We start from the raw sequence: 13556 nt of genomic DNA, 5'->3' as shown, positions 1-13556 counted from the left end.
TCGGGTGGGCGCGCGGAGGCGCCCCCGGCCGGCGGGGACCGCGTCGGTGAGGTCCCGCGACCGGAAGATCAGAAGTCGAAGCCGAGTTGGCCCCCGCTCTCCAGAGCGGCCGCCTCCGCGGAGAGGCGGACCTTCTTGAGATGGCGCCACCGGGGCATCGCGTCCAGGTAGGACCAGGAGAGCCGGTGGTACGGGGTGGGACCCAGCTCTTCGAGGACGGCCTTGTGGACGGGCGAAGGGTAGCCCGCGTTGGCGCCGAAGCCGTAGCCCGCGCAGCCGGGGGCGGTCTCGAGCTCGGCCATCATGGCGTCCCGCCGCACCTTGGCGATCACGGAGGCCGCGGCGACGGCGACGCAGGACTGGTCGCCCTTGATCACCGTGCGCACCTGCCAGGGGCTGCCCAGGTAGTCGTGCTTGCCGTCGAGGATCACCGCGTCCGGTCGGACCGGGAGCCCCTCGAGCGCCCGGACCGCGGCGAGGCGGAGGGCCGCGGTCATCCCGAGTTCGTCGATCTCCCGCGGGGACGCCTCGCCGAGCGCGTAGGCGGTGACCCAGCGCTCCAGCTCGACGGCGAGGGCGGTACGCCGCTTCGGAGTGATCAGCTTGGAGTCGGTCAGGCCCTCGGGGGGACGGCGCAGGCCGGTGACGGCCGCGCACACGGTGACGGGCCCGGCCCATGCCCCGCGTCCGACCTCGTCGACCCCGGCGACGATCTTGGCGCCGGTGGTGGCTCGGAGCGACCGCTCGACGGTGTGGGTGGGAGGTTCGTACGGCATGGCGCCTGACAGGTTACGCCGCCGGGCACCGCGTGCGGTACCCGGATTCCCGCCAGGCGCTCCTCTCCCCGTGCCGCGGCCCCGGTCAGGCCGGTGCCGAGCGGACCAGCGGCACCATGATCCGGTCGATGACATCGGCCATCTCCTCATCGGGCCATTCGCTGCCGCACACCTTCGAGCGGTACATCATCATCGCCGGGATGACGTCGAGGACGAGGTCGTCCAAGGCGTCGGCGCGCACCTCCCCACGGGTGATCCCGCGCTCCAGCACGCGCGCGAAGAGCCGCTTCGAGGGGCCGACGACACCGGTCTCGATCAGGGCGCGGAAGCGTACGGCCGCCTCCTCGTCGCACTCGTGAAGGACCGCGCGCAGGGCGAGGCCGGAGCGCGAGTTCATGACGTCGCGGACCCGGCGGCAGAGCTCGTACAGCTCGTCCCGGAAGCCGCCGAGGTCGGGGGCCTCGTCGAAGCGGGGCAGTCCGGCCCGGAGGGCGTCGGCGACCAGGTCTTCCTTGGACGGCCAGCGCCGGTACACCGCGGCTTTGCCCGTCTGCGCCCCGAGCGCGACACGCTCCATGGTCAGGGCGTTCCATCCGACGCTGCTCAGCTGGTCGAGCGCCGCGTCCAGGATGGCGCGTTCGAGCACCGGTCCGCGCCTGCGGGACGTCGCTCCGTCCGGCCGAGCGGCGGCCATGGAGCGCGAAGTCATCATCAGGGTCTCTCCGTTGGGGCCGAGGGAAACCACCGGCAGCGCCCAGTGAACGGTTGCGTTCACTGAGGGGGACTCACTACCGTGAAGAACAGTGAACGGTCACGTTCACTCATTCTTCCGTGGGGGATCCATAGTGACAACAACTCCGGTGGACACACAGGCCGGGAAAGGCCTCGCCGGCCCGGGGGGACGGCCGGGAATCGCACTGACGGTCATCGCCGCCTGCCAGTTGATGGTCGTCCTCGACGCCACGATCGTGAACATCGCGCTGCCGGACATCCAGGACGCGCTCTCCTTCACCACCACCGATCTGTCGTGGGTGCTCAGCGCCTACACGCTGACCTTCGGCGGGCTGCTGCTCCTCGGAGGCCGGGCGGGCGACATCCTCGGCCGCCGCCGGGTCTTCATGGCCGGCATCCTGCTCTTCACCTTCGCCTCACTGCTCGGCGGCTTCGCACAGGAGCCCTGGCACCTGCTCGCCGCCCGGGCGCTGCAGGGCGTCGGCGGCGCGATCGCCTCGCCGACCTCGCTCGCCCTGATCACCACCACGTTCCCCGAAGGCCCGGCGCGCAACCGGGCGTTCGGCGTCTTCGCCGCCGTCTCGGCGGGCGGCGGCGCGATCGGCCTGCTCGCCGGCGGCATGCTCACCGAGTGGCTGGACTGGCGCTGGGTCCTCTTCGTCAACGTGCCCATCGGCCTGCTGATCGCCTTCCTCGCACCCCGGTACATCAACGAGTCCGAGCGCCACCCCGGCCGCTTCGACATCATGGGGGCGGCCACCTCCACACTCGGCATGGCGGCGCTGGTCTACGGCTTCATCCGCGCCTCGGAGAAGGGCTGGAGGGACTCCCTTACGGTCGGCTCGTTCGCCGCCGCCGTGGTGCTCCTCGTCGCCTTCGCGCTGGTCGAGTCGCGCGCGAAGGAACCCATCACGCCTCTGCGGATGTTCGCCGACCGCAACCGCTCGGGGACGTACGTGATCATGCTGAGCCTCGCGGCCGCCATGTTCGGCATGTTCTTCTTCATCGTCCTGTGGGTGCAGGACGTACTGGGGTACTCCCCGATCGCGTCCGGCCTCGCGTTCCTGCCGGTCACGGTGGCGATCGTGACGGGCGCCGGCCTCTCGCAGCGGTTCCTGCCCACCGTGGGCCCGAAGCCGTTCATGGTGACCGGTTCCACGATCACCGGCGTCGGCCTCTTCTGGCTGACCTTCATCGAGGCGGACAGCAGCTACGTCGGCGGGGTCCTCGGCCCGATGGTCCTCTTCGGCTTCGGGATGGGCCTCAACTTCGTCACCCTCACCCTGACGGCCGTCTCGGGGGTCGCCCAGCACGAGGCGGGGGCCGCGTCCGGCCTGCTCAACGCGACCCAGCAGGTGGGCGGCTCGCTGGGCCTCTCCATCCTGGTCACGGTCTTCGGCACGGCGAGCCGCACCGAGGGCGAGAAGCAGGTGCCGGACTTCCTCGCCACCGCGACGCCGGAGCAGCAGGCCGAGTTCCTGCGGACGAAGGAGCTCCCGGCACCGTGGAGCCACGAGGTGCTGACCTCGGGCATCGCGACCGCCTTCACCGCCGCCGTGGCGATGGTCGCGGTCGCGCTGCTGACGGCGGTCCTGGTGATCCGGGTCCGCAGGAGCGACCTGGAGGCGCTCAGCGGCAAGGCCGAGGCCGCGGGCCCCGTGGCCTGACGGGGGGACGGAGGGGCGGGCCCGCGCGGGCCCGCCCCTCCGTCGCGTTCAGCTCCGGGCCGTCCCCCGCGGGATCCAGGCGGGAAGGGCCTCGGTGCGCTCCAGCCAGTCGGCCGGGGGAGCGCCCTCGGCGGCGGACGCCACCACGCCGCCGGCGATGGCGCAGGTCGTGTCGACGTCCCCGCCGACCTGGGCCGTCGTCCAGAACGTGGTCTCGAAGTCGCCCAGGCCGCGGGCCGCCGACCAGAGGGCGAAGGGCACCGTGTCGTGGGCGCTGGTGCGCCGCCCGCTGCCGAGCACGGCGGCGACGGTCCCGGCGTCGCCGTAGTCCAGCATGTCGCGGGCCCGGCGCAGTCCCGCGCCGACCGCGCTGCGCGGGACCAGGGCGACGACCCCGTCGAGCAGCGCCTCCGGCGTGGGGGGACCGGCCGGATCGGCCACGAGGGCGGCCGCCGCGGCGACGGCCATGGCGCCGACCACGGCCTCGCGGTGCTGGTGGGTGGGGTAGGCGGAGATCTCGGCCTGATGGGTGGCCTGTTCGGGGTCGCCGGCGTACCAGGCGCCGAGCGGGGCGACGCGCATCGCGGCGCCGTTGCCCCAGGACCCCTGGCCGTTGAAGAGGGCCGCGGACAGCTCGCGCCAGTCGCCGCCTTCCCGGATCAGCCGGAGCATCCGGTTGACGGCGGGCCCGTAACCGCGGTCGAAGTCGTGGTGGTCGGCGAAGGAGGCGGCCAGGGCGTCCTGGTCGACGCGGTCGTGTCGGGCGAGGACGGCCAGGACGGAGCAGGCCATCTCCGTGTCGTCGGTCCACTGCCAGGAACCCTGCGGCAGCTCGCGCCGCTTCAGCAGGGGGTAGTGCGCGGGGACGAAGAACTGGGAGCCCAGTGCGTCCCCCACGGCCAGTCCGCGCAGACTGGCGAGGGCGCGGTCGAAGCGCCGGTCGAATGAGGAGTCAGCGGTCATCGGTGCGCCACTCTATCCGGTGGGCCCGTACGGTTCCGGGGTACACCAGCGCTCGAACGGGCGGTCAAGGCGGTAGCGTCCCCCCTCCCCGAGGGTCAGGACCCGGGTCTCCGCGTTGCCCGGGTTCGACAGCGATTCGAATTCGGCCACGCTCCAGTGGAACCACCGCATGCAGAAGAGGCGCATGGTCAGCCCGTGGGTGACCAGCAGGACGTTCGGCGGGTGGTCGGGGGCCTCGAAGCTGCGGTAGAGGCTCTCCAGGAACGCCCCGACCCGGTCGTACACATCGGCTCCGGACTCCCCCTGCGCGAAGCGGTAGAAGAAGTGGCCGTACGCGTCCCGGTAGACCTTCTGGAGGCGTACGTCCTCCCGGTCCTGCCAGTTGCCCCAGTCCTGCTCCCGCAGCCGGGGCTCCTCGCGGACCCTGATCCGCCCCGGCGGCAGCCGGAAGGCCTGCAGGGTCTCGTGGGTGCGGCGGTACGGCGAGACGTACACGCTGACCGCCTCGTCGCCGAAGAGCTCCCGCAGCCGCTCCCCCGTCGCCTCCGCCTGCCGACGACCGGTCGCGGTGAGCCGGAGGGCGTGGTCGGGCTCCCGTTCGTAGACGGAGTCGTCGACGTTGCCTTCGGACTCCCCGTGCCGTACGAGGACGATGCGCCGCGGTCGTGCCATGGTCCGACCCTAGAGGGAGCCGCCCCGTTCGGCTCAATCGAGGAGGCGCCCGGAGTCCATCCGGCGTATCCGCCCGGTGAACCTCCGCCGCAGTTCGCGGTCGTGCGAGACCACCACGACGGCGCCGGCCCACTCCTCCAGGGCCTCCTCCAGCTCCTCGACCAGGCCGAGGGCGAGGTGATTGGCGGGCTCGTCGAGGAGCAGCAGGTCCGCGGGACGGGCGAGCAGCCTGGCGAGCGCGAGCCTGCGCAGCTGTCCCGCCGAGAGGGCTCCCACGGGCACGGCGAGGTCGTCCGGCCGGAACAGTCCGTACGACAGGAGCCGTTCGGTCAGCTCCTCCTCGTCGAGCCCGAGCCCCAGTCCGTGGCCGAAGGCGGTGAGCAGCGACTCGGCCGGCCGGGGGACGGCGACCTCCTGGGCGAGGAAGCCGGTCCGGCCCCGGCGGCGCACCTCGCCCCGGTCGGGGAGGAGGGTGCCGGCCATGACGCGCAGCAGGGTGGACTTGCCCGCGCCGTTGTCCCCGTGGACGAGGAGCCGCTCGCCCGCCCCGACGGTGAGGGCGTCGACCGCGAGCCGCCCGCCGACCCGGACCCCGTCCAGGCCGAGCAGTTCCCCCTGGACCGCGCCCGCCTCGGGGCGTGCGGTGAAGGAGAGGGGCGGGGCCGGTGCGGACACCGGGTCGTCCCTGAGGCGGCGGAGCCGCTCCCGGGCGTTGCGGACGCGCCCCGAGACGGATGCCTGGACGCGGCCGCCGGCCCGGTCGTAGGCCATCTTGTTGTTGTCCTTCATGACGCGGCCCGCCGCGACGGCGTGGGCGGCGCCCTGCGCGTACGCCTCCAGGCGCTCGGTCTCGGCGCGCCATTCCTCGTACTCCTGCCGGCGGCGCCGGCGGGCGGCCTCGCGGGCGGCGCGGAATCCCGCGTACCCCTCGCCGTGACGGACGAGGCTCCGCAGGTCGGTGCCGACCTCGACGAGGGCGGTGGTGACGCGCTCCAGGAAGACGCGGTCGTGGGAGACGGCGACGACGGTCCCGCGGTGGCCGCAGAGGGACTCCTCCAGCCAGTCGAGGGCCGACGCGTCGAGGTGGTTGGTGGGTTCGTCGAGCAGCAGGACCTCGGGCGCGGAGGCCACGGCGACGGCGATGCCGAGCCGGGCCTGCTCTCCCCCGGAGAGGCTGCCGAGCCTGCGCTCCCGGGGGACGTGGGCGATCCCGAGGGCGTGGAGCGCCTTGTCGACACGGGCGTCGGCCTCGTATCCGCCGCGGAGCTCGTAGGCGGTGAGCAGGTCACCGTACGCGGCGAGGTCTTCGGCGCCCGCCTGGTCCAGGCGGGCTTCGAGGACCCGCAGGCGCGTCTCCATGGCGCGGAACTCGGCGAGGGCCGCGTCGACGGCGTCGGCCACCGTGTCCTCCGGCGGCAGCTCGGGGGTCTGGCGGACGAGCCGCGGAGCTCCGTCGGCCAGGACGGTCACCCGGCCCTCGTCCGGTGCGACGGCGCCGGCGAGGAGATGGAGAAGGGTCGACTTCCCGGCGCCGTTCTCCCCCACGATCCCGACCCGCTCGCCGGGGCGGACGGAGAGGGAGACGCGGTCGAGGAGCAACCGCTCCCCCCGGGAGACGGTGACGTCGTGGAGCGAGATCTGTGCGGGCATGGTGCCTCCCGGCGAAACAGGCAAACACAACCCTTGTTGCGTTAGCAGCGAGTGTGGCACACTCGGAGTTACTAACGCAACGGGAGTAGCAATTGAACGACTCGGCCGAGGATCCCGACGACGCCACCACCGCACCCGGTCCCGCCCCCGGCAGCCGACGCCCCGGCGGACGCACCGCCCGCACCCGGGCCGCCGTCCGCGACGCCGTCCTGACGGGGCTGGCCGAGCACGGCTACCCCTCACTGACGGTGGAGTACCTGGCGGAACACTCGGGGGTGCACAAGACGACGCTCTACCGCCGCTGGGGCAGCGTGGAGGGCATGGTGGCCGACGCCCTCGACCTCGCCGGGGAGGACGAGTGGACGCCGCCGGACACCGGCAGCCTCGCCGGCGACCTGCGCGCCCTCGCCCACGAGGTCGTCGACGGCTTCCGCGACCCCGCCGACGCCGCCGCACCCACCGCGTTCGTCGGCGCCGCCTTCCAGTCACCGCGCGCGGCCGACGCCCTGCGCGCGTTCTACGGCGAGAGGTTCCGCCGCTGCGAGACGGTCGTGGCGCGCGCCGTCGACCGGGGCGAGGCGCCCGTCGGCACCGACGCCGGCGCCGTGGTCCGCGCGGTCTCCGCCCCGCTCTTCCTCCGTCTCTTCGTCACCCGCGAAGCCGTCGACGGACGACTCGCGGACCAGGCGGCGGACGCGGCGCTCGCGGCCGTGACGGCAGGCGTCTTCACCGGGCCGGCCGGAAGACCGGCCACCGCCACGGCCCCTTCCCCGGGCACCCGCGAGGGCTGAACGCTCAGACGGTCCAGGTGGGTTCGAGGCGCACCACGTCACCCGAGAGCGCCGCCACGTCGGCCTCGGTCTGCGCCCGCAGACCGAGGCGCTCCACCCGCTCCTCACGGTACTTGCCGTGCTCGGCGGCGGAGTTCCAGAGGGAGAGCACCAGGAACTCGTGACCGGGCGCCTCCCCGAACAAGCCCCGGAGCATGCCCGGCGACCCGGCCATCGCCGGGTTCCACACCTTCTCCTGCATCAGGGCGAAGTGCTCGACCCGCTCCTCGTGGACGCGGCAGTGCGCCACCCGTGCCACGTCCGCGTCGGCGAACTTCGGCTCGAAACCGGTCTTCACGTCGAAGCGGTGATCGAAGAGCCTGACCTGTGCGTCCTTGTACGTACCGGACTGCGCGGCGGCCAGCCGGTCGTGCGAGCGGGCCATGAAGGAGTCGTAGAAGGCCCGGCTCTCCCAGAAGGAGAAGACGTGCGCGATCTCGGGACGGGCCCGGCTCCAGCCGCCGCCCTGCCCCCGGAAACCCGGCTCCCCGAGCAGCCCCGCCCACTTCCGCTGTCCCCGCTCGAACCCTCGACGGTCCACGACGGCGCAGCGAATCCACTTGACCAGCACCGCGCCATCGTACGGGTCCGGAGAGCGCCCCGGCAGACCGTCGCCACAGATGGGCGACCCGACGTGAGCCCTCGTCAGGACCCCTCCCATTCCGGCCAGTCGGAGGTCGTATTCCGGGCGGGTACGCGCCCCGGAGACCGGTGCGACCGGTCCGGCTGTCGCACGTGCGTGACACCATGAAGGGAGAGACCCGGGGCGAAGGGTCCTCGCGGGGACACGGGGAAAGGGGAGGCATCGTGAGCGGACTCAGCAAGGGCGTCGGCAAGGTGGAGGTGGCGCTCAAGTGGGATCCGGCGCCCGCGGGCGCGCCCGCGCACGACCTGGACCTCGTCGCCGCCGTCTTCACCGCCGACGACCCGCACGGCACGCCCGCGCAGTTGGTCCACTTCGGCAGCCGCTCCCCCGACGGGACGATCACCCTCCTCCGTGACAGCCGCACGGGGCAGGGGTTCGGCTACGACGAGGCGATGACGCTCGAACTGGACCGGCTCGCCGAGCGGTACACCCGCGTGGTGGTCGGTGTGGTGATACAGCAGGGCGGCGGCCGGGTGACCTTCGGCCGCATAGCCCAGGCCTCGGTCCGGATCAGCGAGGGCTACACGGAACTGCTGACGTACGACTTCGGCGGCGTCGCCGACGCCACCGCCGTGACCGTCGTCGAATTCGTCCGCGAGGCCTCGTCCGGCTGGACCTTCCGTCCCCTGCGGCGGGGCTTCGACACGGACCCGCAGTCCTTCGGCTCGCTGATGGGCACGGCGCGCGCCTGAGCCCGCCGAGCCCGGACATACCGAGCCCGGGCACGCCGAAGGGGACCGGCCGACGGCCGGTCCCCTTCGTCAGTCACGCGTCAGCCGCGCCGGATGTCAGCTGCAGCCGCTGGTCGAGCCGCAGCCCTCGCAGATGTAGCAGGAGCCGGCGCGCTGCATCTTCGTGCCGCAGGAGAAGCAGAGCGGGGCGTCGGCGCTGATGCCGAGCTGCATCTCGACGAGCTCCGCCGAGGTGTGCGCCTGCTTCGGGGCCGGGACCTCGGCCTTGGCCGTCGGGGCCGGGGCGGCGACGGCCTTCAGCTCCGTGGCGACCGGGGCGGACTGGGCCAGGCCCTCGACGTCGACGTCTTCGACGGACTGCTCGTACGAGCCGGTCTCCAGGTGGCGCTGACGCTCCTCGGCGGAGTGGATGCCGAGCGCGGAGCGGGTCTCGAAGGGCAGGAAGTCCAGCGCCAGGCGGCGGAAGATGTAGTCGACGATCGACTGCGCCATCCGCACGTCCGGGTCGTCCGTCATGCCGGCCGGCTCGAAGCGCATGTTGGTGAACTTCGAGACGTAGGTCTCCAGCGGCACGCCGTACTGCAGACCCACCGAGACGGCGATGGAGAAGGCGTCCATCATGCCCGCGAGGGTCGAACCCTGCTTCGACATCTTCAGGAAGACCTCGCCGAGACCGTCGTCCGGGTAGGAGTTGGCGGTCATGTAGCCCTCGGCGCCACCGACGGTGAAGGAGGTGGTGATCCCCGGACGGCCCTTCGGGAGGCGCTTGCGGACCGGGCGGTACTCGACGACCTTCTCGACGGCCTCGCGGATCGTCGCCTCGGTCTTCGCGGTCACCTCGGCCTTCTCGTCCTCCTTCTTCTTCGCGGAGAGCGGCTGGCCGACCTTGCAGTTGTCGCGGTAGATCGCGAGCGCCTTGACGCCCATCTTCCACGCCTCGAAGTAGACCTCCTCGACGTCCTCGACCGTCGCCGTCTCCGGCAGGTTCACGGTCTTGGAGAGGGCGCCGGAGATCCAGGGCTGGATGGCGGCCATCATGCGGACGTGGCCCATCGCGGAGATGGAGCGCTCGCCCATGGCGCAGTCGAAGACCTCGTAGTGCTCGGTCTTGAGGCCGGGGGCGTCGATCACGTTGCCGTGCTCGGCGATGTGGGCGACGATCGCCTCGATCTGCTCCTCCTGGTAGCCCAGGCGGCGCAGGGCCTGCGGGACGGTGCCGTTGACGATCTGCATCGAGCCGCCGCCGACGAGCTTCTTGAACTTGACCAGGGCGAGGTCGGGCTCGAGGCCGGTGGTGTCGCAGGACATCGCGAGGCCGATGGTGCCGGTCGGGGCGATGACCGAGGCCTGCGCGTTGCGGAAGCCGTTCTTGGCGCCGAGGCGGATCACGTCCTGCCAGGCTTCCGTGGCGGCGGCCCAGATCGGCGAGTCCAGGTCGTCCATGCGGACGGCCTTGTCGTTGGCGTCGGCGTGCTGCTTCATGACGCGCTGGTGCGGCTCGGCGTTGCGGGCGTAGCCGTCGTAGGCGCCGACGACGGCGGCGAGCTCGGCGGAGCGCTTGTACGAGGTGCCGGTCATCAGGGAGGTGATGGCGCCGGCGAGGGCGCGGCCGCCCTCGGAGTCGTACGCGTGGCCGGTCGCCATCAGCAGGGCGCCGAGGTTGGCGTAGCCGATGCCGAGCTGGCGGAAGGCGCGGGTGTTCTCGCCGATCTTCTGGGTCGGGAAGTCGGCGAAGCAGATGGAGATGTCCATCGCGGTGATGACGAGCTCGACGACCTTGGCGAAGCGCTCGACGTCGAAGGACTGGTTGCCCTTGCCGTCGTCCTTGAGGAACTTCATGAGGTTCAGCGAGGCGAGGTTGCAGGACGTGTTGTCCAGGTGCATGTACTCGCTGCACGGGTTCGAGCCGTTGATGCGGCCGGACTCGGGGCAGGTGTGCCAGCGGTTGATGGTGTCGTCGTACTGGATGCCCGGGTCGGCGCAGGCCCACGCGGCCTCGGCCATCTTGCGGAAGAGCGACTTGGCGTCGACCTCCTCGATGACCTCGCCGGTCATGCGGGCGCGGAGGCCGAACTTCCCGCCGGACTCGACGGCCTTCATGAACTCGTCGTTCACGCGGACGGAGTTGTTGGCGTTCTGGTACTGGACGGACGTGATGTCGTCGCCGCCCAGGTCCATGTCGAAGCCCGCGTCGCGCAGCGCGCGGATCTTCTCCTCCTCCTTGACCTTGGTCTCGATGAAGTTCTCGATGTCCGGGTGGTCGACGTCGAGGATGACCATCTTGGCGGCGCGGCGGGTGGCGCCACCGGACTTGATGGTTCCGGCGGAGGCGTCGGCGCCGCGCATGAAGGAGACCGGGCCGGAGGCGTTGCCGCCGGAGGAGAGCAGCTCCTTGGAGGAGCGGATGCGGGAGAGGTTCAGGCCGGCACCGGAGCCGCCCTTGAAGATCATGCCCTCTTCCTTGTACCAGTCGAGGATCGACTCCATGGAGTCGTCGACGGACAGGATGAAGCAGGCGGAGACCTGCTGGGGCTGCGGCGTGCCGACGTTGAACCAGACCGGCGAGTTGAAGCTGAAGATCTGGTGGAGCAGGGCGTAGGTGAGCTCGTGCTCGAAGATCTCCGCGTCGGCGGGCGAGGCGAAGTACCCGTAGTCCTCGCCGGCCTTCGTGTAGGTCTTCACGATGCGGTCGATGAGCTGCTTCAGACCGGTCTCGCGCTGCGGGGTGCCGACGGCCCCGCGGAAGTACTTGCTGGTGACGATGTTGACCGCGTTCACCGACCAGAAGTCGGGGAACTCGACGCCGCGCTGCTCGAAGTTGATCGAGCCGTCGCGCCAGTTGGTCATGACGACGTCACGGCGCTCCCAGTTCACCTCGTCGTACGGATGCACGCCGGGGGTGGTGTGGATGCGCTCGATCCGCAGGCCCTTGCTCGTCGCCTTGGCTCCCTTGGTGCGGGAACCACGTGCCGGGCCGCTCGCCGTCTCTGTCATGCCGCCTCCCATATACGGGCAAAACACCCTTTGGCGCCCAGATAATCCCAGAGCACCGTCTTCTGTACTACGTTCTGTACTGCTCGACCCACGGGCGCCGCACGGGCCGCCCGGGGCAGGTCTTCACGGCCGCACCGCGGCCGGTGACCGGGCCCACGAAGGCCCGGGCCGCCGTCAGTCGGCGGTGCCGGCGGGAGCGGGCGCCTCGGGGGCGCCCGTCCCGTCGTTCCCAGCGGGAGGCCGCACGCGGAGTTCCGCGATGGCGGCCTCGAAGTCCTCGAGTCCCTCGAAAGCCTTGTACACGGACGCGAAGCGCAGGTACGCGACGAGATCGAGCTCCTGCAGCGGCCCGAGGATGGCCAGGCCCACGTCATGGGTGGTCAGCTCGGCACTGCCGGTGGCGCGCACCGCCTCCTCGACCCGCTGGCCGAGCTTGGCCAGGGCGTCCTCGGTGACCGGCCGCCCCTGGCACGCCTTGCGCACGCCGGAGATGACCTTGGTGCGGCTGAAGGGCTCGGTGACGCCGGAGCGCTTGACCACCATCAGCGAACAGGTCTCCACCGTGGTGAAACGGCGGGCACAGTCGGTGCACTGGCGGCGACGTCGGATCGACGTGCCGTCGTCGGTGGTGCGGCTGTCGACGACCCGGCTGTCGGGGTGCCGGCAGAAGGGGCAGTGCATTGGTTACGACCCTCTTCCTCACGGCACGACTGAACAGCCTCGGTCGACCCGTCAAGGCCCTCGAAGCGACCACCAGCATAGGCGATGGACAGCACCCCGGCAGACCGGGGACCACTACCCCTGGGCGGCCGGTGACATCCAACCACTAGATCTTGGGTTCAAGGGGGTACGACACCCCCAGCGTGTCGCGGCACCCCGAAGCCGCGCCCGCGACCCGCGGACGGGAGATGCGGGAGGGCGCGCCGGAGTCAGGAAACCCAGCGGCGAAGGCTACCGTAAGGAGGGGGCCGCCCCCCGAGGGCCCACTCCCATACACCCCCACTCGCACACGCGTAAGGCAATCTGCGGTTTTTCACTCGAACGTGTGTTTGGCGCAACCTTTCGAAAGCTACTACCGTTGTGCCAGCCAGGGAGACCAATCGAGAGGGGCCGACGACGTGACCACCACCGCAGACAGCGCCACCATCACCGCCCAGGATCGCTCCCAGGGCCGACTCGAGCCGGTGCACGCCATGAACGACACAGCCATGAACGGCGAAGAGCCCGGGCGCCCCGCCCGAGCCCTCCCCGGACGGCCTCCAGGCATCAGGGCCGACAGCTCCGGCCTCACCGACCGCCAGCGCCGGGTCATCGAAGTCATCCGCGACTCGGTCCAGCGGCGGGGCTACCCGCCGTCGATGCGCGAGATCGGCCAGGCGGTGGGCCTCTCCAGCACGTCGTCGGTGGCCCACCAGCTGATGGCCCTGGAGCGCAAGGGCTTCCTCCGCCGCGACCCGCACCGCCCCCGGGCGTACGAGGTCCGCGGCTCGGACCAGCCCAGCACCCAGCCCACCGACACCACCGGCAAGCCCGCGGCCTCGTACGTGCCACTGGTCGGCCGGATCGCGGCCGGCGGCCCCATCCTGGCCGAGGAGTCGGTCGAGGACGTGTTCCCCCTCCCCCGGCAGCTGGTCGGCGACGGCGAGCTCTTCGTCCTCAAGGTCGTCGGCGACTCCATGATCGAGGCCGCCATCTGCGACGGCGACTGGGTCACCGTCCGCCGCCAGCCCGTCGCGGAGAACGGCGACATCGTCGCCGCCATGCTCGACGGCGAGGCCACCGTGAAGCGCTTCAAGCGCGAGGACGGCCACGTCTGGCTGCTCCCGCACAACGCCGCGTACCAGCCCATCCCCGGTGACGAGGCCACGATCCTCGGCAAGGTGGTCGCCGTGCTGCGGCGGGTCTGACCGCACCCGCCGGCTCCGACCGGGCCC

The 13556-nt window shown here is 71.6% G+C and carries 12 protein-coding genes; 4 read left to right on the top strand and 8 right to left on the bottom strand.

The window, feature by feature from the left end:
• Nucleotides 1-68 precede the first annotated feature (68 nt).
• Both rnhB and IE245_RS29345 read right to left on the bottom strand, forming a co-directional pair.
• On the bottom strand, nt 69-776 hold the full coding sequence (gene rnhB, locus IE245_RS29350; protein WP_189952996.1) for a ribonuclease HII: 708 nt from the start codon (nt 774-776) through the stop codon (nt 69-71).
• Nucleotides 777-861: 85 nt separating this feature from the next.
• Nucleotides 862-1488 carry a TetR/AcrR family transcriptional regulator gene (locus IE245_RS29345; protein ID WP_189952994.1) on the bottom strand — a complete coding sequence of 209 codons (627 nt, stop codon included), beginning with the start codon at nt 1486-1488 and terminating at the stop codon, nt 862-864.
• A gap of 148 nt (nt 1489-1636) precedes the next feature.
• Here IE245_RS29345 and IE245_RS29340 point away from each other — a divergent pair, with 148 nt between their 5' ends.
• A complete protein-coding gene (locus tag IE245_RS29340) occupies nt 1637-3175 on the top strand; it encodes an MFS transporter (protein ID WP_229851651.1) in 1539 nt (512 codons plus the stop codon).
• A 48-nt stretch (nt 3176-3223) separates the two neighbouring features.
• Here IE245_RS29340 and IE245_RS29335 read toward each other — a convergent pair whose 3' ends face one another.
• The 3 genes from IE245_RS29335 to IE245_RS29325 are packed head-to-tail and all read right to left on the bottom strand — an operon-like array spanning nt 3224 to nt 6460.
• Nucleotides 3224-4138 (bottom strand): ADP-ribosylglycohydrolase family protein, encoded by a 915-nt coding sequence (locus IE245_RS29335; protein WP_189952990.1) that lies wholly within the window; start codon nt 4136-4138, stop codon nt 3224-3226.
• Nucleotides 4139-4150: 12 nt separating this feature from the next.
• Nucleotides 4151-4810 (bottom strand): histidine phosphatase family protein, encoded by a 660-nt coding sequence (locus tag IE245_RS29330; protein WP_189952988.1) that lies wholly within the window; start codon nt 4808-4810, stop codon nt 4151-4153.
• A gap of 33 nt (nt 4811-4843) precedes the next feature.
• Complete coding sequence (locus IE245_RS29325) at nt 4844-6460, bottom strand: ATP-binding cassette domain-containing protein (protein WP_189952986.1); 1617 nt, start codon at nt 6458-6460, stop codon at nt 4844-4846.
• Between the two features lie 92 nt (nt 6461-6552).
• Here IE245_RS29325 and IE245_RS29320 point away from each other — a divergent pair, with 92 nt between their 5' ends.
• Entirely contained in the window at nt 6553-7251 is a 699-nt protein-coding gene (locus IE245_RS29320) for a TetR/AcrR family transcriptional regulator (protein WP_189952984.1), read from the top strand.
• 4 nt (nt 7252-7255) lie between these two features.
• Here the strand turns inward: IE245_RS29320 and IE245_RS29315 are convergent, their stop codons facing one another.
• On the bottom strand, nt 7256-7861 hold the full coding sequence (locus tag IE245_RS29315) for a YdbC family protein (RefSeq protein ID WP_189952982.1): 606 nt from the start codon (nt 7859-7861) through the stop codon (nt 7256-7258).
• Between the two features lie 236 nt (nt 7862-8097).
• On the opposite strand from IE245_RS29315, the gene IE245_RS29310 reads away from it, so the two are divergent.
• Nucleotides 8098-8628 (top strand): TerD family protein, encoded by a 531-nt coding sequence (locus IE245_RS29310; RefSeq protein WP_189952980.1) that lies wholly within the window; start codon nt 8098-8100, stop codon nt 8626-8628.
• A gap of 96 nt (nt 8629-8724) precedes the next feature.
• Here IE245_RS29310 and IE245_RS29305 read toward each other — a convergent pair whose 3' ends face one another.
• Both IE245_RS29305 and nrdR read right to left on the bottom strand, forming a co-directional pair.
• Nucleotides 8725-11622 carry a vitamin B12-dependent ribonucleotide reductase gene (locus tag IE245_RS29305; RefSeq protein WP_189952978.1) on the bottom strand — a complete coding sequence of 966 codons (2898 nt, stop codon included), beginning with the start codon at nt 11620-11622 and terminating at the stop codon, nt 8725-8727.
• 174 nt (nt 11623-11796) lie between these two features.
• Nucleotides 11797-12303, bottom strand: coding sequence for a transcriptional regulator NrdR (gene nrdR, locus IE245_RS29300; protein ID WP_189952976.1), 507 nt, complete (start codon nt 12301-12303; stop codon nt 11797-11799).
• Nucleotides 12304-12740: 437 nt separating this feature from the next.
• On the opposite strand from nrdR, the gene lexA reads away from it, so the two are divergent.
• Complete coding sequence (gene lexA, locus IE245_RS29295; protein WP_031010805.1) at nt 12741-13529, top strand: transcriptional repressor LexA; 789 nt, start codon at nt 12741-12743, stop codon at nt 13527-13529.
• Nucleotides 13530-13556 lie beyond the last annotated feature (27 nt).

The sequence above is a fragment of the Streptomyces roseolus genome (assembly GCF_014649855.1).
In the GTDB taxonomy this organism is placed as follows: Bacteria; Actinomycetota; Actinomycetes; order Streptomycetales; family Streptomycetaceae; genus Streptomyces; species Streptomyces roseolus.
The sequence above is the reverse complement of the archived record's forward strand: the minus strand, read 5'-3'. Positions and strand labels throughout refer to the sequence as shown.

Coding starts and splice junctions, on each gene's coding strand:
- rnhB (WP_189952996.1), bottom strand. CDS start 776: ATGCCGTACGAACCTCCCACCCACACCGTCGAGCGGTCGCTCCGAGCC.
- IE245_RS29345 (WP_189952994.1), bottom strand. CDS start 1,488: ATGATGACTTCGCGCTCCATGGCCGCCGCTCGGCCGGACGGAGCGACG.
- IE245_RS29335 (WP_189952990.1), bottom strand. CDS start 4,138: ATGACCGCTGACTCCTCATTCGACCGGCGCTTCGACCGCGCCCTCGCC.
- IE245_RS29330 (WP_189952988.1), bottom strand. CDS start 4,810: ATGGCACGACCGCGGCGCATCGTCCTCGTACGGCACGGGGAGTCCGAA.
- IE245_RS29325 (WP_189952986.1), bottom strand. CDS start 6,460: ATGCCCGCACAGATCTCGCTCCACGACGTCACCGTCTCCCGGGGGGAG.
- IE245_RS29305 (WP_189952978.1), bottom strand. CDS start 11,622: ATGACAGAGACGGCGAGCGGCCCGGCACGTGGTTCCCGCACCAAGGGA.
- nrdR (WP_189952976.1), bottom strand. CDS start 12,303: ATGCACTGCCCCTTCTGCCGGCACCCCGACAGCCGGGTCGTCGACAGC.